The following is a 17,138-nucleotide window of genomic DNA, read 5'->3' on the forward strand; positions in this document are numbered from 1 at the left end:
TCCCATCGTTCAAGTACTAATGATAGAGGATGATTTAGAGCTTGCTCAAATCATAACTGACTACTTAGCCTCTTATGATATTGAAGTAACAAATACAGATAGTCCATACAATGGACTATCTATGTTGAGTATAAAAGAGTACAAACTTTTAATTTTAGATTTAACTCTTCCAGAGATTGATGGACTTGAACTGATTCCAAAAATAAGAGAGAAATCAGACATTCCTATTATTATTTCAAGTGCAAGGGATGATATTCTAGACAAAGTTATGGGACTTGAAAGGGGAGCTGATGATTATCTTCCTAAACCATATAATCCAAGAGAACTTCAAGCAAGAATAAAAGCTATATTAAAAAGAATGTCTCCTGTAGAAAAAATAGATGAAACAGTAAAAAAATCTGATTTTATATTAAAAGAGGATGATATTCAAGTATATTTCAAAGGGGAACTTCTAAATCTTACTTTGGCAGAGTTTGATATTTTAAAACTTCTTATTCAAAGAAATGGTGCAGTTATAGCAAGGGAAGATTTTATCTATGCAAGTGACCATATAGAAGATGATAGTAGTTTAAAAAATATTGATGTTATGGTTTCAAGAATTAGATCAAAAATCTCTAAAATAGATGATAGTAAAACCTATATTAAATCAGTAAGAGGAATTGGTTATCAACTAATATGCTAAGAAATATCTCTATCTCTGCTTTTATCAATACAATCTTTATTTTGGCACTTATTGCAATCTCACTTACATTTGCCATTTTTATAAAACTTGATAAACAGAGGTTTAATATCTCTATGCAAAAAAAGTATGAACTTGTTGCAGAAAATTTACTTAAAACCCTTGATACAAACCCTTCAAAAAATGGTATTAAGATTATTCTAAAACAGTTCAAAATGCAACAAGTAGAGGATAATATATTATCTCTTACCGTTTTAAATGATGCAAAAGTTGTTGTTGTTAGACAAACGATAAATGGAATGTATAGAATCTTTAGTTTAGAAGACAATCTTTACACTTATGTACAAAAAGATGGTTATAACTTGATGATTCAAGATACCCAAAACTACTCATATAATCTTTTGATTATCTCTTTAGCTATTGCCTTATCTATTGGTGTTTTATTCTCCCTTTATTATATTTTGAAAAAGAAATTAAAACCTCTTAGAAACCTAAATAGAGAGATTAAAAAATTCTCAGAAGGTGATTTAAACGTTAAAATAGTCTCAAATAGCAAAGATGAAATAGGAACTATTGCAAAAACTTTTGATGAAGCAATAACACATATAAATAATCAAACAAAATCAAAAGAGCTTTTTATGCGTAATATGATGCATGAGCTTAAAACTCCTATTACAAAAGCAATGTTTATAGCTGAAACTTTAGATGATGAGAAAAAAAGAGAGACTTTGCAAAGAGCTTTTCAAAGAATGGATGATATTATCAAAGAGTTAGCTATGGTTGAAAGGCTTACTTCAAATAGTACTTTAGTTTATAAAGAGGCAACAAGTTTCTTTAAAATCTATAAAAAAACAGTTGAAATTGCCATGTTAAACCCTAATAAAATTGATGCAAAAATAAATGACTTTAGACTAAATGCAGATACCGCTATGCTTTCAGTGGCACTAAAAAACCTAATAGACAACGCTATTAAATTCTCTCCAGATAGACACGCTTGTATAAGTGCAAATAAATATAAAATAGATATTATCTCAAAAGGGGAAAAACTAAAAAACAATTTAGAGTATTACACAGAACCTTTCTCACAGGAAGAGAAAAGAAGTGATGGTTTTGGACTTGGTCTTTATATTGTTAAAACAATTGCCCATTTACACGGATATAGACTTGTTTACCAACACAATGCAGGGAAAAATATCTTCTCTATTTTGATAAAATAACATCTTTCATAATCAAAAACCAATCCCTTGAAAAGTGTTTTTTAATATATTTCTCTTTATGTGGAACTATACAACCTGAACAGTTTTGATGTATATAATCTTCACCTTTATATTGACTTCCATCTTTTGAATCAATACTACAATAGGAATAAAGAGTTTTTTCCTCTTGTTTTCTAACTCCATTATCATCAAATCTAAAGTTTGGACAGGCACATAAGTAGCAGTTTAACTCTTCATAATCATGGCACTTCTTATTATCTTTATACAGTGGACAAAAATCTGGCTCCTCTTTTACCATATTTTCAAATCTAAAATATTTTATAACCTCATCATCGCTTAGATTTTTTAGTTTTCCCATAATTTTTGCATGTTTTTTTCCATGGTTTTCAAACCACTCTATATATTTCACTAATTTAACTCCTTAGAATCCACAATAAAAGTAACTGGGCCATCATTTTGAATATTTACATCCATCTTTGCACCAAAAATTCCCGTTTGTACTTTTACATCCTCTTTTATCATTTCTTCTATAAACTCTTCATAAAGCTTTTTTGCAAGCTCAGGATTTTCACTTGAATCAAAGCTTGGACGTCTGCCTTTTTTTATATTTGCTGCTAGTGTAAATTGAGAGATAATTAAAACTTCACCTTTTGTATCAAGAAGTGAAAGATTCATCTTGTCATTTTTATCTTGAAAAATACGAAGATTTACTATTTTAGAGATTAGTTTTTTTATATCCTCTTTTGTATCACCTTTTTTAACTCCAAGCAAAATATTTAATCCACATCCAATCTCACCTACAATCTTTCCCTCAACTTTTACATTAGAACTACTTACTCTTTGTATTACTGCTATCATTTATACTCTAAACTCTCAATCACTAATTTCTTATTCTTAAAAGGATCAATAAATGCCTTTATATCTTCGAAACTATACTTTAAAGGAAACCCTATTTTAGAACCCTTTGCAGTACTTTCTAAAATATAAAAAGGTTTACCATTTATATAAAGTGCTTTTTTATTTGGAAAAATTAGATTCATATTTACAACCACAAAAATATGTTTAGGTACTAATACAAAATATGCCTCATACCCTTTTGCTTTTAGTAAAGAGATAAGAAGATTACTCTTATCATCACAATCTCCATAGTTTTGCTCTAATACATTTTTTCCACTTCTTGCAACTGACTTATTTATTTTATATGGAATATTTGTAACTAAATCAAGCAGACTCTGAACTTCACAAAGTTTTGTATCACACCCTTTTGTAAGTCTATTTGCCAAATCTTTTGTATATTTATCCTCTTTTACTTGATTTACATAGGTTAAGCCATCAATATCTATAAACTGATTTTTTACAATAAAAAAAGATTTGTATATCATCCAAACCATAAAAAGCAGAACAAAAAGGATTACTATAATTGAAAGATTTTTTATCATTTTATTTTCAAATAGCATAAACTGCCTCTTTCAGACTTGCTATATTATCCTTTGAATTTACATAAATATTTAAAAACTTCTCATCTATAAAATCATAACTCATGCAATCAAAGATTTTAAAATCTCTGTTTTTTAGTCTATTTATAAACTCTTTTGAATCTATCTCTTTTAGTTTTATTAAAAGAGAGTTTGAACTACTGTGAAAAATAGATTCTACATATTTGCAAGAGTGAAAAATCTTCTCCAACTCTATTCTATTTTTAATATTTACACTATTTGAAATAGCTCTAAACTCAACATCTTTTAAAGAGTTTTCCAAATACTTCACATCAAAAATTGAGAGTTTGTTCTCTGGCTCATATTTTCGTAAAAAAGAGATATTCTCTTGGTTTGAAAATATTGCTGAAATACTTAAGTTTACATTTGAATAATATTTTGAAAAATCTTTTAAAATATACAAAAATTTATACTCTTTTAGATACTTTACCGCAGCTTCCTCTCCACAAAAATCTAAAAAAGTCTCATCAACTATTACAATTGCCTCTTTTTCTATCCAATATTTAAAAAGATTTTCTAACTCATAATAAGTTCCATCAAGATAAGAAGGGTTTGCAAAGATTACTACACTTTGTTCTTTTATTGGTAAAAAGAGATTTTCAAACCTATTTATAACCCTTACTTCATATTGTAAATTATAAGCCGCTTTTTTATACTCTAGTGAGCAAGGAGAGTAGATAAAACAAAACTTTTTATCCAAAAATTTTAGTATAGAATAGATAGCTGAACTAAAACCATTAAAGAGTTCTATTTGCTCTTTTTTAACTTTGTATCTATTTTCTAAAAGTTCTAAAAGAGTGTTATAGCTGTTTGATTTAGCCTCTGAAATTAACCCATAATTTAGATTTACATTTGGTTTTAAAAAGTTAATTTCACTGCTAAAATCAATCATGTTAAAGGCTTAAAAAGTTTTTTATCCCAGTAAAAATAGTTTGCGCTGAAAGAGCTGCCAAAAATAGTCCAGTGATTTTTGAAACCACTAAAAGTCCCTGTTTACCAATAACTTTTTTTATAATATGTGAAAAATATAACATAATACCAATTAGTACAACTGCCGCAATAAGAGCACCACTTCCTAAAAAAAGTTCCGAGGCAGTTTTAAATCCTGCACCCATTACAAGTAAAATACCTATTGTTCCAGGTCCAACTGTAATAGGAATTGCCAAAGGAACAACTGCTAGTTCTTGAATATTTGTAGCATCAACTTTTTGCCCATCTTTGCTACCTCTTATCAAATCAACTGCCGTTAAAAATAGTAAAGCTCCAGCACCTATTCTAAAAGCGTCTAAAGTTATACCAAAAATAGAGAAAATATGTTTTCCAAAAAAGAGAAGAACTAAACATAAAATAATAACTGACAGGGTAACTTTAACAGCTAGTGTTTTTTTCTCCCTTGTTGTTGCGTCATTTGTTACAGTTAAAAATACTGACAAAACAAAGAAAGGGGTCATTATAAAGAACATTTTTAAAAATGTTGCTAGAAATATCTCCATTATTCTATACTTCCTAAAATTATATTTTTAGGAAGTATATCAAAATTAAGATAAGTTATTTAAAGTGCTTGTTTACTATCTCTAAAAATTGATCTGGATTTTTATATCCAACAATTTGCGCAGCTTTTATCTCATTGTTATCTTTATCCCAGAAGATTAGTGCAGGGGGTCCAACAACACCAAATCTTTTTTGCATTGCTTTATCATCTTGATTGTTTTCTGTAACATCTGCTTTTATTAGAGTAAACTCTTTTAGTTTTTCTATTACTCTATTATCTTTAAAAGTGATCTCTTCAAGCTCTTTACAAGAGACACACCATGAAGCATAGAAATCAAGCATTACTGGTTTATTTGATGCTTTGACTGCCATATCAATCTCTTCATTGCTTTTTACATAAACAATATTTAGTTTTTGTGTTTCCTCAAATGCAACTTTTGAAGTAAATTTATCAAGGGGTTTTAATGGATTTGTTGCACCACTTACAGCACCAACAAAAAGTAAAATACCATAAATTAAAACTACAGTTGTTAAAATTTTCACTAAAATATGTCCAAATACTTTTAGATATAAAGCAGTTCCTATTAATAAAATTGCCCATAAATACATTATTAAAGTTGCATCTAAAACCCTATCTAACATCCAAATAGCAACACCAAGCATCACTATACCAAAGATTTTAGTAACATCTTCCATCCAGCCACCTGGTTTTGGCATATATTTACCAGCTCCTAGACCAATTAGAAGAAGAGGCGCTCCCATTCCAAGACTCATTACAAATAGAGCTGCTCCACCTAAAAAAGCATCACCTGTTTGACCAATATATACTAAAGCTCCAGCTAATGGCGGTGCAACACAAGGACCAACAATAAGCGCTGATAAGAATCCCATAATTGCAATACCAACAACACCTTGTTTCTCTTTCCCATCTGTTGTTTTATTAACTTTGTTTTGCAAACTTTGTGGAAGTTCAAGTTTAAAATAGCCAAACATTGATAGTGCTAAAGCCACAAAAATAGCAGCAAAAGCCACAAGCACATAAGGATTTTGAAGGGCTACTTGTAGATTTGCTCCAAAAACTCCTGCTAAAACTCCTGCTATTGTATAAGCTACTGCCATAGATAGGACATAAACAAGTGAAAGGAAAAATCCTTTTGAAGCTGTTAAATTTCCACTATCCCCTGCTTTTACAATAATAGAAGACAAAATTGGAATCATAGGAAACACACAAGGAGTTAAAGACAGAAGAAGTCCAAAACCAAAAAAAGTTGCTAAAACTAAAAGAATATTTCCATCTTTTAATGTTCCAGCAATAATATCTGTCTCATTTTGTGCAACTTCTGTTTGAACATCTTTATTTTCATTTGCTAAGGCTGAACTTGTAGCAAAATCAACTGTAACTGTCTCACTCATAGGAGCATAACAAAGACCTTTTTTTGAGCATCCTTGAAAATCAACTTGCACTTCAATATTTGAAGCATTAACTTTTGATTTTAGTAAGGAATAAGGTATCTCTATGTTTAAATCATCTGTATGAATCTGCCAAATTTCATATGGATGAGCTTCTGGAACATTTAAATCATCTCTAATATCTATTTTTTTGGGTTTACTAATAAAAAATTTTAGTTTATCATCATATAAATAGATATCTTTCCCCAAAGCAAGTCTAAAGACTAATTTGTCATCTTTCTTTTCAAAACTTGTCTTAAAAGCCTCATTAGGCTCTAAAAAATTCTGTTCTATTGCAAAAGCATAAATGCTTATAAATAGTAGTAAAAGGAGTTTTTTTATCATAGAATATAAATCCTTATTTAAAATAGTTATAACTACTTAGTTTTAAATCTGTTACACTTTTAATTCCAACTTCCAAAGTGATAAGTTTACCATCTTGAAAATAAGCCAAAGTAGGAAGAGCTTTAACTCCATTTTTAATTGCCAAATCTCTATATTGATCAATATCTACTTTATAGACTTCCACATTTTCAGGTTTCTCTTTTTCAAACTCATTTAATATTCCTGTCATTATTTTACAAGGAGGACACCAAGTAGCATAGAAATCAACTATAACATTTTTACCTTTTAACTTCTCCTCAAAATTTGAATCATTTAAATGTTCAATAGCAAAAAGAGTTGAGAAGCCAAATAGCAATACCAATAAAATCTTCTTCATATTTTTCCTTCATTTTTTTTAATTATATAGAAATATTGTAAAGCCTTTGTTTATAATATAAGTAAACTTATAGATTTTATTATAATAAAAAATTATAAAATAATTAAATTTTTTATGTTAGAATTATTTTTTTTGCAAAAGGTTATAGATGAATAGATTAACTGATTTACCGCCAAAGAGTGTAGAGTTTATGATAAAAGATGGCGTTGCAATGATTGATATTAGACGTCCTGATGAATGGGAAAATACAGGAGTTATAAAAAATGCCCATAAACTAACTTTTTTTGACTCTTTTGGAAACCATGATATTCCCACTTGGCTTAGAAATTTTGAGAAGATTGTAACGTCAAAAGAAGAACCCTTTGTCCTTATTTGTGCCCATGCAAATAGAACACGAGTGGTTGGAGAATTTCTAATACAACAACATGGATATAAAAATGTGGCTCATCTAGCAGGTGGGATGGCCTTATGGTTAGAGGAGAGAAAGGAAGTGGTTTTTGAATAAAAAAGAGGAGTTTTACTCTTCCTCTTTTTTCTTATTGCTTGCTTCTTGTAATATTGCTATCACATCATCAAGATTTTCATAAGGGATGTGAGATTTCCACTCAATATCTTTTCCATTTAATGAGATACCAATACTAATAATATCAGGTGTTCCTTTTCCATAAGGCTCAGATACATTTGAGATTGAGATTACACCTTTTTTTGTTCCAGCTAGTTGAAGTTTTCCTAATTCTGTTGTTGCCATATAATATCCTTTTATTAAATTAGATTTCTTCTATTTTACAAAAAGAAACTTTTTTTATCTTAAATTCATCAATTTAATGCACAAGGTTCACCCAAATAGTAACCTTGGAACTCATCTATATCAAGTCTTTTTAAAGTTTCATAAACCTCTTTTGAGTGGACAAACTCTGCAATTACTTTTATTCCTAAAGATTTTGAGAAGGTTGTTATTGATTTAACTATCTCATAAGAATTTTCATCACTATTTATATCTTTAATCAAGGAACCATCAATTTTTATAAAATCAGGTTTGATTTTTAAAATATAAGAGAAGTTTGAAAAACCTGTTCCAAAATCATCAATTGCTATTTTGATACCTTTTCCCCTATATTCACTAATAAACTGACTAAGAACTTCACTATCCGTAATGTCATCACTCTCTAAAATTTCAAATACTATTTTTTCTCTCTGTTCTTTATTCAAAAGTTCAATTTGACTCTTTAAAAATTTCATATACTCAACATTCATAATATCGCTAAAACTAAGGTTTATTGATATCTCTTCTTTAATTGTATCAAGCATTGAAAAGGCTTTACTTATAATGATTCTATTTAGAGAGTAGTATTGTTTTATTTTAAAAGCAATATCTAAAAATTTTGTAGGAGATATATAAAAATGTTCGTTCTCTATTGTCTCTTTTATTCTCATTAAAACTTCATATTTAATAAGTTTGCCCTCTTTGTTAAAAATTGGTTGAAAAAAAGGGATCACCCTATCATCTTTTAAAGCACTATTTATTTTTTCTCTCCAAAATGTAGTATTTTTTATATTCTCTTGGGTATCAATTGTTTGATTATATATTGTAAATCTACTTCCTCTTTTTTTTGCATTTTTTAAAGCAATATTTGCACAAGCTAATTGATTGTTTTGAGAGATTGCTGTTCCAACTGTTATTTCAAAAATAATCTCTATTTTTAGAGAATTTATTCTGACAGGTTTTTTAAACTCTTTTAATATTTTTTGAATAACTAAGTCATAAGAGATAAAATTTTTTAGCTGTAAATCCAATATTGCAAAAGTTGCAGAACCTATTTTATAAAATAAGAAATCCTCTTTTTTAGCAAATTCATCTATTCTTGTTGTCAGTTCAATTAAAACTTCATCCCCTACTTCATAGCCATACAACTCGTTTATATCATCAAAATCATCTATACTAATAAGATTTAGGGCTGAAAATTCATATTTTTTCAAATCATTTAAAAGGGCAAGTCTGTTTTTTGCTCCTGTAACACTTTCATGATATAGTTTATACTCAATCTCTTTTGTTCTTTGTGAAATCTTTTTTTCAAGATTTTTTGTATTATCTTCTATAAAATCAAGCATATCATTAAATTGACTAGATAACACTCCTAATTCATCATTTGTGTCAACACTACATCTAATATCAAACCTTCCCTCTTTTACTAATCTTGCTTTTTCTGAAAGTTTTAAAATTGGATTTAAAAGTCTTTTTATAAAAAGAGATGATAACAAAGAGATAAGAATTAAAACAATAAGTGAGATATTAATTATCATAAAACTAATCTCATTTGATTTTTTTATTAAGTCCTCTTTATATAAAGATGAGACTATATACCAATCAAAATAATCATTATATTTTATCCAAGCAATTTTCTCATAACTAAAATTACTTGAATCCTCTTTTTTATGCCATTTATACTCGTATGGCATATTCTTTTTATATGCTAACTCCAGTTTTTGAAACATAGATTTAATATTTGGCATATTATTAATACTTGAATTTGAATCTTTTGTTATTTCTGGATGTAGAACAATCTTTGCTTCACTATTTATTAAAAATATATATCCCAAATCTTCTATAGTTATGGATTGAATCAAAGATCTCAGCTCTTCTAAAATACTCTTTTTCGCTTCTTCAAAATCTATATCTTTCTCTTGGCTTTTAAGATATAGCTCCTTTGATTTAATTATAGAGTCAACTCTTTTTAATTGTATTTGCGCTTGTTTTATCTCTAAATCAATAATATAGTCAGATATTTTAGGGGTAATAATGAAGATAATAAAAAGAGAATAGATAAGAACAATAGCAACTATAATTGCATATATTTTATAGAAGATTTTATTCTTCATATCTATTTACCCTTCTTACATAAAATTACATTTTGGCTATAAGCTCTCCAAATTTAACATTAGTTCCTAAAAGATTTTCAAGCTTAACAAAATCTTTTTCCCATAGCATTACTACAGTTGAACCCATTTTAAAATAACCTAAACAATCCCCTTGTTCAACTTTTAAATCTTCATACTCATAGATTTTAATCTCATTAGTATCACAATTAGTCTCAACTTTTGGCTCAAATTCAAATACCATTTGTCCAACATTTAAAGCACCTACAAAAACCATATAAAAAAGTTTCTCTTTGTAAATACACTCTAAAATAACTCTCTCGTTTTCTATAAACAGATCAATCTGTTTATTTAGATATTTTAAATTTACAGGATAGAGTTTTCCTGGAACATGTAACAATCTTTTTACCTCAAAATCTATTGGCGCATGATATCTATGATAATCTTTTGGAGAGAGATAAAAATTCATATAATCTCCATCATGCATTTTATGAAAATTTTCTGCACAATTATATGTCAAAAGCTCTTCAATAGAGTATTCCATACCTTTTATTTGCAAAGCCAACTCTTTTTCAATCTTTCCACATTGGGTAATTAAACTATCTGTCGGAGAGATAAAAAGATTATCTGCTTTTTCAATCTCCCTTGGAATTGCTAACTCTCTTGTAAAAAGATCATTTAAAGATTTATAAAATTTAGGATTTCTAAACTCACTCATATTTAATCCCAAGAATTTCACATAGGCACTATTTATTATTGTTTGTATAAATGCTGGAAATTCAAATCTTGCAAATTTTCCAAAATATTGGGAAATAACATTTGTTATATGCATAATTGTCCTTATTATAAATTGATATGTTTGCCTAAATTTTACCTAAAAATATCTTCAATTTTAAAATGTGTATTTAAAAGAAAATTATAAGAATTTATAAAATCTATTTTGATAATCTTCCAAAACTTTATATTACAAATTTTTAAAGGATATACAATGCATAAGATTATAGTTGAAAATGAGTGTGGTTGTTTTAAAAGAAGCGATTTAGAAAACAATTTATCAATCAGCTCAAAAGATGAAGCTTTAAGTAAAGCAATTGAGATGAAAGATAGAATGAATAGCGAGTTCTGTGGGAAACATGATTTCCAACTTCAAGAGGATTCAAACAATTTTGTGATTGCTTTTAAAGCACAAAAATCTACCTGTTGTGGGGGAGGACACTGCGGTTAATTTCGCAGTTACTCCCTTTTTTCAAGCTCTTTTCTTTTTTCTAAAAACTCTTCTATTGCTTTTTTTACAGCCTCATAATTTTGCCCATCACCTTGTATTCTTTGAAAACATTTTTCATAATCAGCAACAGGATCTATTTTCATAATCTCTAAAATAACATCCAAAAACGAGTGAAAAGGCACATCATCACCACTTTTACAAAAATGGATTGCCCTTTGTAATGAGACAAAAGGATTTTGATTTATTCTTGTTACATGGTTATATCTCTTTTTCATATAAAGAACAAACTCTTTCCTAACCTCAGATTCAACTACTTCAAGTTTGAAATTCTTGGTATTTACTCTACATTTAAAACCAATTTTTGTTGAATAGAAATCAAAAATATCAATTACAAATTTTAAATTTTTATTTAAAAATCTCTCCCTATATACACACTGGAAAATATCATTTTCAAATTTAAAAGTGTGAGAGTTGTTTTTATAAAGGAAATATTTTTTATCTATACAATCAAGTACTTCATGTAATGCTTCATTTGTAAGAAAAAATAGATCTATATCTCTAAAAGTATCTCTTTTGAGACAAGACCCTGCCAGATAAAACTCTATATACTCCTCTTTTAGAGGTGTTGAGACTACATTTTTAAAAAAATTTTCTATTCTATCACTAACTATCTTCAGTCTTTTGTCTAAAACAATTGCTAAATCACTGTCTAAAAATTCATATTGGTTCCAAAATGGAAAGTTCAAAGGAGTCCTTCAAAAAATATTTTTAATATTTTATAATATAAATGCTAATTATTAGGTACTAAGATTGTAAGTCTTCCTTGCTCTTTCATTCCACCTGCATATATTGCTGCATTTTTACCATCACCAAAGAAAAAGTCAGCTCTAATCTCCCCTTTGATTGCTCCACCTGTATCTGCTGCAACCATTAATCTATCAATTTTCTCTTGGGTAACAGAGTTTTTTGTATTGATAAAAACAGGAATTCCCAAAGGGATATAAGTTCTATCAACTGCTAAGTTTCTACCTGCAACAAGTTCAATTCCTAAAGCACCCGTTGCTCCTTGTTTTCTCTCAGAAAAGAAAATATAACTTCTATTTTTATATAAAATCTCATCTAATCTTTGTGGATTATCATCAAAATAGGCTTTAATACCTTGCATTGAAGCACCATACTCTTTTAGAACACCTTCATCTAAAAGAATTTTTCCTATTCCACTATATTGATGTCCATTTTGGTTTGCATACCCAATATTTATAATCTCTCCTGTATCTAGTTTAACTTCCCCTGAACCTTGGACTTGAAGAAAAAAGAGCTCTAATCTATCATCCACATAACAAATAGGTGTTAAATCATCTCTTTTGTTAATTGCTTTTCTATCATCATAAGAGACAATTTTACCATTAACCATTTTTCCTCTTAATCTATACTTTTTTAATTCAGGATAAGAGTCACTTAAATCAATTATTATCATATCATCAGGTGTTTTATATATTGGATATTTATAAATATCACTTTTAGTTCTACTTCCATTTAAAAGAGGCTCATAATAACCAGTAATAACACCTTTGTCTAAACCATTGCTATTATATAAAACATAAGGGGTAAAATTGTTTGTAAAAAATTCTGAGGCATTTGTATACTCTTTGGCTTTCTCACATACATTTTTAAATAAATCATATTTTACAGCTTTTTGGCAATCTTTTTTAAAAACTTCAAAAGCTAAAGGTAAATCATCTTCATAAAATCCCTCTATTTCATTAAAAGAGACTTTTTTTACATTTGCTTGTGAGACTGGAAGTTTTTCAAACTTCATTAACTCTTTTTGAGAACATCCTGTAAATAGTAATATAAAAATTATTGTGATTGTTGATAAAAATTTCATCTTTTTCCTTTATAGCTTGAAATTTTATCATCTAAAAGTTAATCTACAATTACATAGAGCAATTAGAGTTTGAAGATTGGGGATAGACCTCTTTTAGTCCACATATTTTACAAGTATATTCTATTTCATTTAGACCTGAACAACCATGGTTTTTCAAAACTTTTGCACTAATAACTTCATCTTTGAAAGTTGTTCTTGTATTTTCATCAAAAAAGACTCTTCTTTTTGCTTTGCAAGTAGGACATTCACCTTGATTTAATTTATCAACTCTTGAGTGTTTGTTTTTATAAAAAAGAAGTACAGAAAAAATTACGATTAAAAAAAGTAGCAGTAAAAAAAGAATAGTTTGCATAAGCAGAGTTACCCCTGCTTTATGCTAAAAACTCTCTCTTGTTCCTCTTTTAGAACATTTAAGAGTTTTGTTATATTTTCTCTTTCAAAATGATTTAGACATCTTTTTGGTGTAGAGGTTTTTTTTATTTTTATCAAATTACTCAACTTCTGCATCAATTACGTCGTCATCATCTTTTTTAGCTTTTTGGTTTGGTTGAGCTTCACCTTGAGCACCTTGCTCTTTTTTATACATAGCTTCTGCTAATTTATGAGATTTTTCAGTTAAAGATTTAACTTTTTCATCAATTTGCTCTTTTGTTGCATTTTCATCTTTTAAAAGTTGTTCTAAATCTGCTGCTGCATCAATAATAGCTTTTTTCTCATCTTCAGAAACTGCACCTTCGTTCTCTTCTAAAGTTTTTCTTGTACTATGTAATAGTGCATCTGCTTGGTTTCTTACTTCAATTAGTTCTTTTTTCTTAGCATCTATCTCTTTATTTGCTTCTGCTTCTTGAACCATTTTTTCAATCTCTTCATCACTTAATCCAGATGAACCTGAAATTGTAATTTTATTCTCTTTTCCAGTTCCCTTATCTTTAGCACTTACATTTAAAACACCATTTGCATCAATATCAAATGTTACTTCAATTTGAGGAACACCTCTTGGAGCTGCTGGAATATCTGAAAGTTCAAACATACCTAAAGATTTATTATCTTTAGCAAACTCTCTCTCCCCTTGAACAACATGAATAGAAACAGCTGGTTGATTATCTTCTGCTGTACTAAATACTTGAGATTTTTTAACAGGAATAGTTGTACCTTTTTCAATTAGTTTAGTTGCAACTCCACCTAAAGTCTCAATTCCAAGAGATAGTGGTGTAACATCTAGTAAAAGAACATCTTTAACATCCCCTCTTAAAACTCCAGCTTGAACAGCAGCACCAGCAGCAACAACTTCATCTGGGTTTACACCTTTATTTAAATCTTTTCCAAAAAATTCTTTAACTACTTTATTTGCTTTTGGAAGTCTTGTTGAACCACCAACCATAATAACTTCATCAATTTCACTTTTATCTAATCCAGCATCTTTTAATGCAGTTTTGATATGTCCTAAAGTCTCATTAATATAGTGCTCAGTCATTGACTCAAATTTTGCTCTTGTTAAAGATTTTACTAAGTGAACAGGTCCTGCACTTCCCATTGAAATAAATGGTAAATTAATCTCTGTTGATTCTGCACTACTTAACTCTTTTTTAGCATTTTCAGCTGCATCTTTAAGTCTTTGAAGAGCCATTTTGTCATTTTTAATATCAAAGCCATTTTCATCTTTGAACTCTTTTGCTAACCAATCAATAATTGCATTATCAAAGTCATCTCCTCCTAAGAATGCATTACCATCAGTTGAAAGTACTTCAAATGTTCCATCACCAATCTCTAAAACAGTAACGTCAAATGTACCTCCACCTAAATCGTAAACAAGAACTTTTTCTTCACCTTTTTTATCTAAACCATAAGCAAGTGATGCAGCTGTTGGTTCATTAATAATTCTTAGTACATTTAGTCCTGCAATTGTTCCTGCTTCTTGAGTAGCTTTTCTTTGTGCATCATTGAAATAAGCTGGAACTGTAATAACTGCATCAGTTACAGGAGCACCTAAATACTCCTCTGCATCTGCTTTTAATTTTCCTAAAATTTTAGCTGAAATTTCTTGTGGAGTATAAATTTTTCCTGCAATATCAACAGCTGCTGCACCATTTCTATTTACAATCTTATATCCAACTTTTGTTTGTGCCTCTTGTGCATTTTTTTCATCCATCATAAGACCCATAATTCTTTTTACAGAATATATAGTTTTTTCTGGATTTGTAATTGCTTGTCTTTTTGCTGGATCACCAACTAAAACTTCACCCTTGTCTGTAAAAGCTACAATAGATGGAGTAGTGTTTTTCCCTTCTTTATTAGGAATAACTTTTGCTTCACCACCTTCATAAACTGCCATACAAGAGTTTGTTGTACCTAAATCTATACCAATAACTTTACTCATTTTATTCTTCCTTAATTTTATTTTATAAAATGAAGGGACCATCTTTTTTGATGTTCTTTAGCGGTTGAAATAAATTCAACCTAAGAACCAATCCTAAAGCACATGCTTTCGCATGTGTGATTCCCTCATGTTGTTTAACTTAATTGATAGTTTAAAGACATTGCGGTCAGTGATGCTTTGCATCAAATGAATAATTTCTAAAAATCACTCTTCATTGTTCATTATTATCTATTCATTTATTTGTAAAAAGTTTTACTTTTTACAAATAGAAACCATTGCTGGTCTTAGTAATCTATCTTTAAATTTATAACCTTTTTGTAAAACTTGAACAATCTCTCCATCTTCATGCTCTGCACTATTTACTTGCATAACTGCATTATGGAAATTTGGATCAAACTCACCATCAACTTCAACAATTGTAATATTGTGTTTATCAAAAGCACTATAGAAGTTTTTAATTGTAAGTTCAACTCCCTCTTTTAGTTTTGCCAATAGTTCATCAGAAGGCATCTCTTTTGCTGCTTCTTCTGCGGCTAAAGCCATCTCTAAAGTATCTATTGGAGCCAAAAGATCTTTTGCAAATTTTTCAGAGGCATAATCAATAGCTTGATACTTCTCTTTCTCTAATCTTTTTTTAATATTTTCAAAATCAGCGTGAACTCTAAAATATTTATCTTCACTCTCTTTTAGTTTTGCCTCAAGTTCTGCAATTTTATCTTCAGCAGAAAGTTCTGTAGGCTGAGTATCTTTTGCCTCTTCTTTGCTCTCTTGATTCTCAACTTGTTCTTCTTTGTTTAATTCTTCTTGTTTTTCACTCAAAGTAACTCTCCTATCATATACTTATCTTTTTGTAGAAATATTCATAATCCCTTGACAATTCACCAACTACTAACATTTTTACATCCTTGTCCTCAATTTTACAATTGTGACAAATCCCAATATATCCTTCTGGCACTATCTTGTCAAAGTATAAACCCTCTTCAATTGAGTCTAAAATTTTACCCTTTAAAAAAGAGTTAATACTCTTTTCATCAAAGTTAAAATGAAGTGCTAACGAAAAAAACTCTTTTGTATTATAGATGTGGAAATTCTTATTTTGTAGATGTTGACTTACCTTTTCATAAATCTCAAAAGCACCTACTTGTTTAGAGATACTTACAATATGAACTAACTCTAAACCAACCATTTCACTTAAAAATCTATATAGAGCATCTGTAAATTTAACAGTGATTGAAAAAGTTGAAAACTCTAAAATCATATATCTATTTTCAACATTTAATATATCTTTTAAAACATCTGACTTTTGTTCTTGCAAAAAAACAGATAATCCAATATCTTTTGAAAGATATTCAACTGCTTTTTCATCAACAAAATTGAGTTTGAAATTTAATTTTCCACTCCAATACATTTTCAAGGCTTCAGTTGTAGGAGTTCTTCCTGAACTTACATGCTCTTGAGCAAGAAATCCTTCATCTCCCAACTTTTTAAAGTAACCTCTAATAGTTGCGGGTGAATATGTGATATCATACATACTTTTAAGCTGTGAAGAACCAATTGGCTCTAAATGCTCAATATAAGCCTTAATAATAGAATGTAATAGAAACTCTTTTTTGTCTAACATCTTTATCACTCTCTTTAAATTAGCACTTAAAATCTTAAACTGCTAAAATTATTATACTATATGAGTGACTAAATGTCAAGTTCTTTTTAGCAAAAGATTT

Annotated in this window: 20 protein-coding genes; 4 read left to right on the forward strand and 16 right to left on the reverse strand. The window is 28.9% G+C overall.

The window, feature by feature from the left end:
* Positions 1-4 precede the first annotated feature (4 nt).
* Together AEBR_RS14060 and AEBR_RS14065 are read left to right on the forward strand one after the other, a co-directional pair.
* Entirely contained in the window at positions 5-682 is a 678-nt protein-coding gene (locus AEBR_RS14060; RefSeq protein ID WP_216843185.1) for a response regulator transcription factor, read from the forward strand.
* On the forward strand, positions 676-1,896 hold the full coding sequence (locus AEBR_RS14065; protein WP_129087039.1) for an ArsS family sensor histidine kinase: 1,221 nt from the start codon (positions 676-678) through the stop codon (positions 1,894-1,896). Before AEBR_RS14060 ends, AEBR_RS14065 begins: the two co-directional genes overlap by 7 nt.
* On the opposite strand, the gene AEBR_RS14070 is transcribed toward AEBR_RS14065, so the two are convergent.
* From AEBR_RS14070 to AEBR_RS14100, 7 genes are read right to left on the reverse strand one after another with little or no spacing between them, the layout of a single operon-like run.
* Entirely contained in the window at positions 1,880-2,305 is a 426-nt protein-coding gene (locus tag AEBR_RS14070; protein ID WP_129087040.1) for a hypothetical protein, read from the reverse strand. The two genes, AEBR_RS14065 and AEBR_RS14070, sit on opposite strands and share 17 nt — an antisense overlap.
* Complete coding sequence (dtd, locus tag AEBR_RS14075) at positions 2,305-2,754, reverse strand: D-aminoacyl-tRNA deacylase (RefSeq protein ID WP_129087041.1); 450 nt, start codon at positions 2,752-2,754, stop codon at positions 2,305-2,307. The genes AEBR_RS14070 and dtd overlap by 1 nt, the downstream gene beginning before the upstream one ends.
* On the reverse strand, positions 2,751-3,353 hold the full coding sequence (locus tag AEBR_RS14080; protein ID WP_129087042.1) for a transglutaminase domain-containing protein: 603 nt from the start codon (positions 3,351-3,353) through the stop codon (positions 2,751-2,753). Before AEBR_RS14080 ends, dtd begins: the two co-directional genes overlap by 4 nt.
* Positions 3,343-4,284 carry an aminotransferase class I/II-fold pyridoxal phosphate-dependent enzyme gene (locus AEBR_RS14085; RefSeq protein ID WP_129087043.1) on the reverse strand — a complete coding sequence of 314 codons (942 nt, stop codon included), beginning with the start codon at positions 4,282-4,284 and terminating at the stop codon, positions 3,343-3,345. The genes AEBR_RS14080 and AEBR_RS14085 overlap by 11 nt, the downstream gene beginning before the upstream one ends.
* A 1-nt stretch (position 4,285) precedes the next feature.
* A complete protein-coding gene (locus AEBR_RS14090; RefSeq protein WP_129087044.1) occupies positions 4,286-4,885 on the reverse strand; it encodes a MarC family protein in 600 nt (199 codons plus the stop codon).
* A gap of 55 nt (positions 4,886-4,940) precedes the next feature.
* Positions 4,941-6,674, reverse strand: coding sequence for a protein-disulfide reductase DsbD (gene dsbD / locus AEBR_RS14095; protein ID WP_129087186.1), 1,734 nt, complete (start codon positions 6,672-6,674; stop codon positions 4,941-4,943).
* 16 nt (positions 6,675-6,690) lie between these two features.
* Complete coding sequence (locus tag AEBR_RS14100) at positions 6,691-7,053, reverse strand: thioredoxin family protein (protein ID WP_129087045.1); 363 nt, start codon at positions 7,051-7,053, stop codon at positions 6,691-6,693.
* Positions 7,054-7,201: 148 nt separating this feature from the next.
* Between AEBR_RS14100 and AEBR_RS14105 the strand changes: the two genes are divergently transcribed.
* Positions 7,202-7,558: a rhodanese-like domain-containing protein gene (locus AEBR_RS14105; RefSeq protein ID WP_129087046.1), complete on the forward strand. Its 357-nt coding sequence runs from the start codon at positions 7,202-7,204 to the stop codon at positions 7,556-7,558.
* A gap of 12 nt (positions 7,559-7,570) precedes the next feature.
* Here AEBR_RS14105 and AEBR_RS14110 read toward each other — a convergent pair whose 3' ends face one another.
* From AEBR_RS14110 to AEBR_RS14120, 3 genes are all read right to left on the reverse strand, one after another.
* Positions 7,571-7,801 carry a hypothetical protein gene (locus AEBR_RS14110; RefSeq protein WP_128982640.1) on the reverse strand — a complete coding sequence of 77 codons (231 nt, stop codon included), beginning with the start codon at positions 7,799-7,801 and terminating at the stop codon, positions 7,571-7,573.
* A 68-nt stretch (positions 7,802-7,869) separates the two neighbouring features.
* The gene (locus AEBR_RS14115) at positions 7,870-9,930 is read right to left on the reverse strand and encodes an EAL domain-containing protein (protein WP_129087047.1); all 2,061 of its coding nucleotides are present in this window, start codon (positions 9,928-9,930) and stop codon (positions 7,870-7,872) included.
* 25 nt (positions 9,931-9,955) lie between these two features.
* Positions 9,956-10,759: a phosphatidylserine decarboxylase gene (locus tag AEBR_RS14120; RefSeq protein ID WP_129087048.1), complete on the reverse strand. Its 804-nt coding sequence runs from the start codon at positions 10,757-10,759 to the stop codon at positions 9,956-9,958.
* Positions 10,760-10,915: 156 nt separating this feature from the next.
* On the opposite strand from AEBR_RS14120, the gene AEBR_RS14125 reads away from it, so the two are divergent.
* Entirely contained in the window at positions 10,916-11,152 is a 237-nt protein-coding gene (locus tag AEBR_RS14125) for a hypothetical protein (protein ID WP_129087049.1), read from the forward strand.
* Between the two features lie 8 nt (positions 11,153-11,160).
* Here AEBR_RS14125 and AEBR_RS14130 read toward each other — a convergent pair whose 3' ends face one another.
* The 6 genes from AEBR_RS14130 to AEBR_RS14155 all read right to left on the reverse strand — a co-directional run bounded on the left by AEBR_RS14130 (position 11,161) and on the right by AEBR_RS14155 (position 17,038).
* Complete coding sequence (locus tag AEBR_RS14130) at positions 11,161-11,898, reverse strand: Gabija anti-defense Gad2 family protein (protein ID WP_129087050.1); 738 nt, start codon at positions 11,896-11,898, stop codon at positions 11,161-11,163.
* 44 nt (positions 11,899-11,942) lie between these two features.
* Positions 11,943-13,040: a murein transglycosylase A gene (gene mltA / locus AEBR_RS14135; RefSeq protein ID WP_172658915.1), complete on the reverse strand. Its 1,098-nt coding sequence runs from the start codon at positions 13,038-13,040 to the stop codon at positions 11,943-11,945.
* Positions 13,041-13,089: 49 nt separating this feature from the next.
* Positions 13,090-13,392 (reverse strand): hypothetical protein, encoded by a 303-nt coding sequence (locus AEBR_RS14140; RefSeq protein WP_129087052.1) that lies wholly within the window; start codon positions 13,390-13,392, stop codon positions 13,090-13,092.
* A 138-nt stretch (positions 13,393-13,530) separates the two neighbouring features.
* Positions 13,531-15,417, reverse strand: a complete 1,887-nt coding sequence (gene dnaK / locus AEBR_RS14145) for a molecular chaperone DnaK (RefSeq protein WP_129087053.1) — start codon at positions 15,415-15,417, stop codon at positions 13,531-13,533.
* 252 nt (positions 15,418-15,669) lie between these two features.
* Positions 15,670-16,236, reverse strand: coding sequence for a nucleotide exchange factor GrpE (grpE, locus tag AEBR_RS14150; protein ID WP_129087054.1), 567 nt, complete (start codon positions 16,234-16,236; stop codon positions 15,670-15,672).
* A gap of 13 nt (positions 16,237-16,249) precedes the next feature.
* Entirely contained in the window at positions 16,250-17,038 is a 789-nt protein-coding gene (locus AEBR_RS14155) for an HrcA family transcriptional regulator (protein ID WP_129087055.1), read from the reverse strand.
* Positions 17,039-17,138: the final 100 nt, after the last annotated feature.

Source organism: Halarcobacter ebronensis (genome assembly GCF_013201825.1).
In the GTDB taxonomy this organism is placed as follows: Bacteria; Campylobacterota; Campylobacteria; order Campylobacterales; family Arcobacteraceae; genus Halarcobacter; species Halarcobacter ebronensis.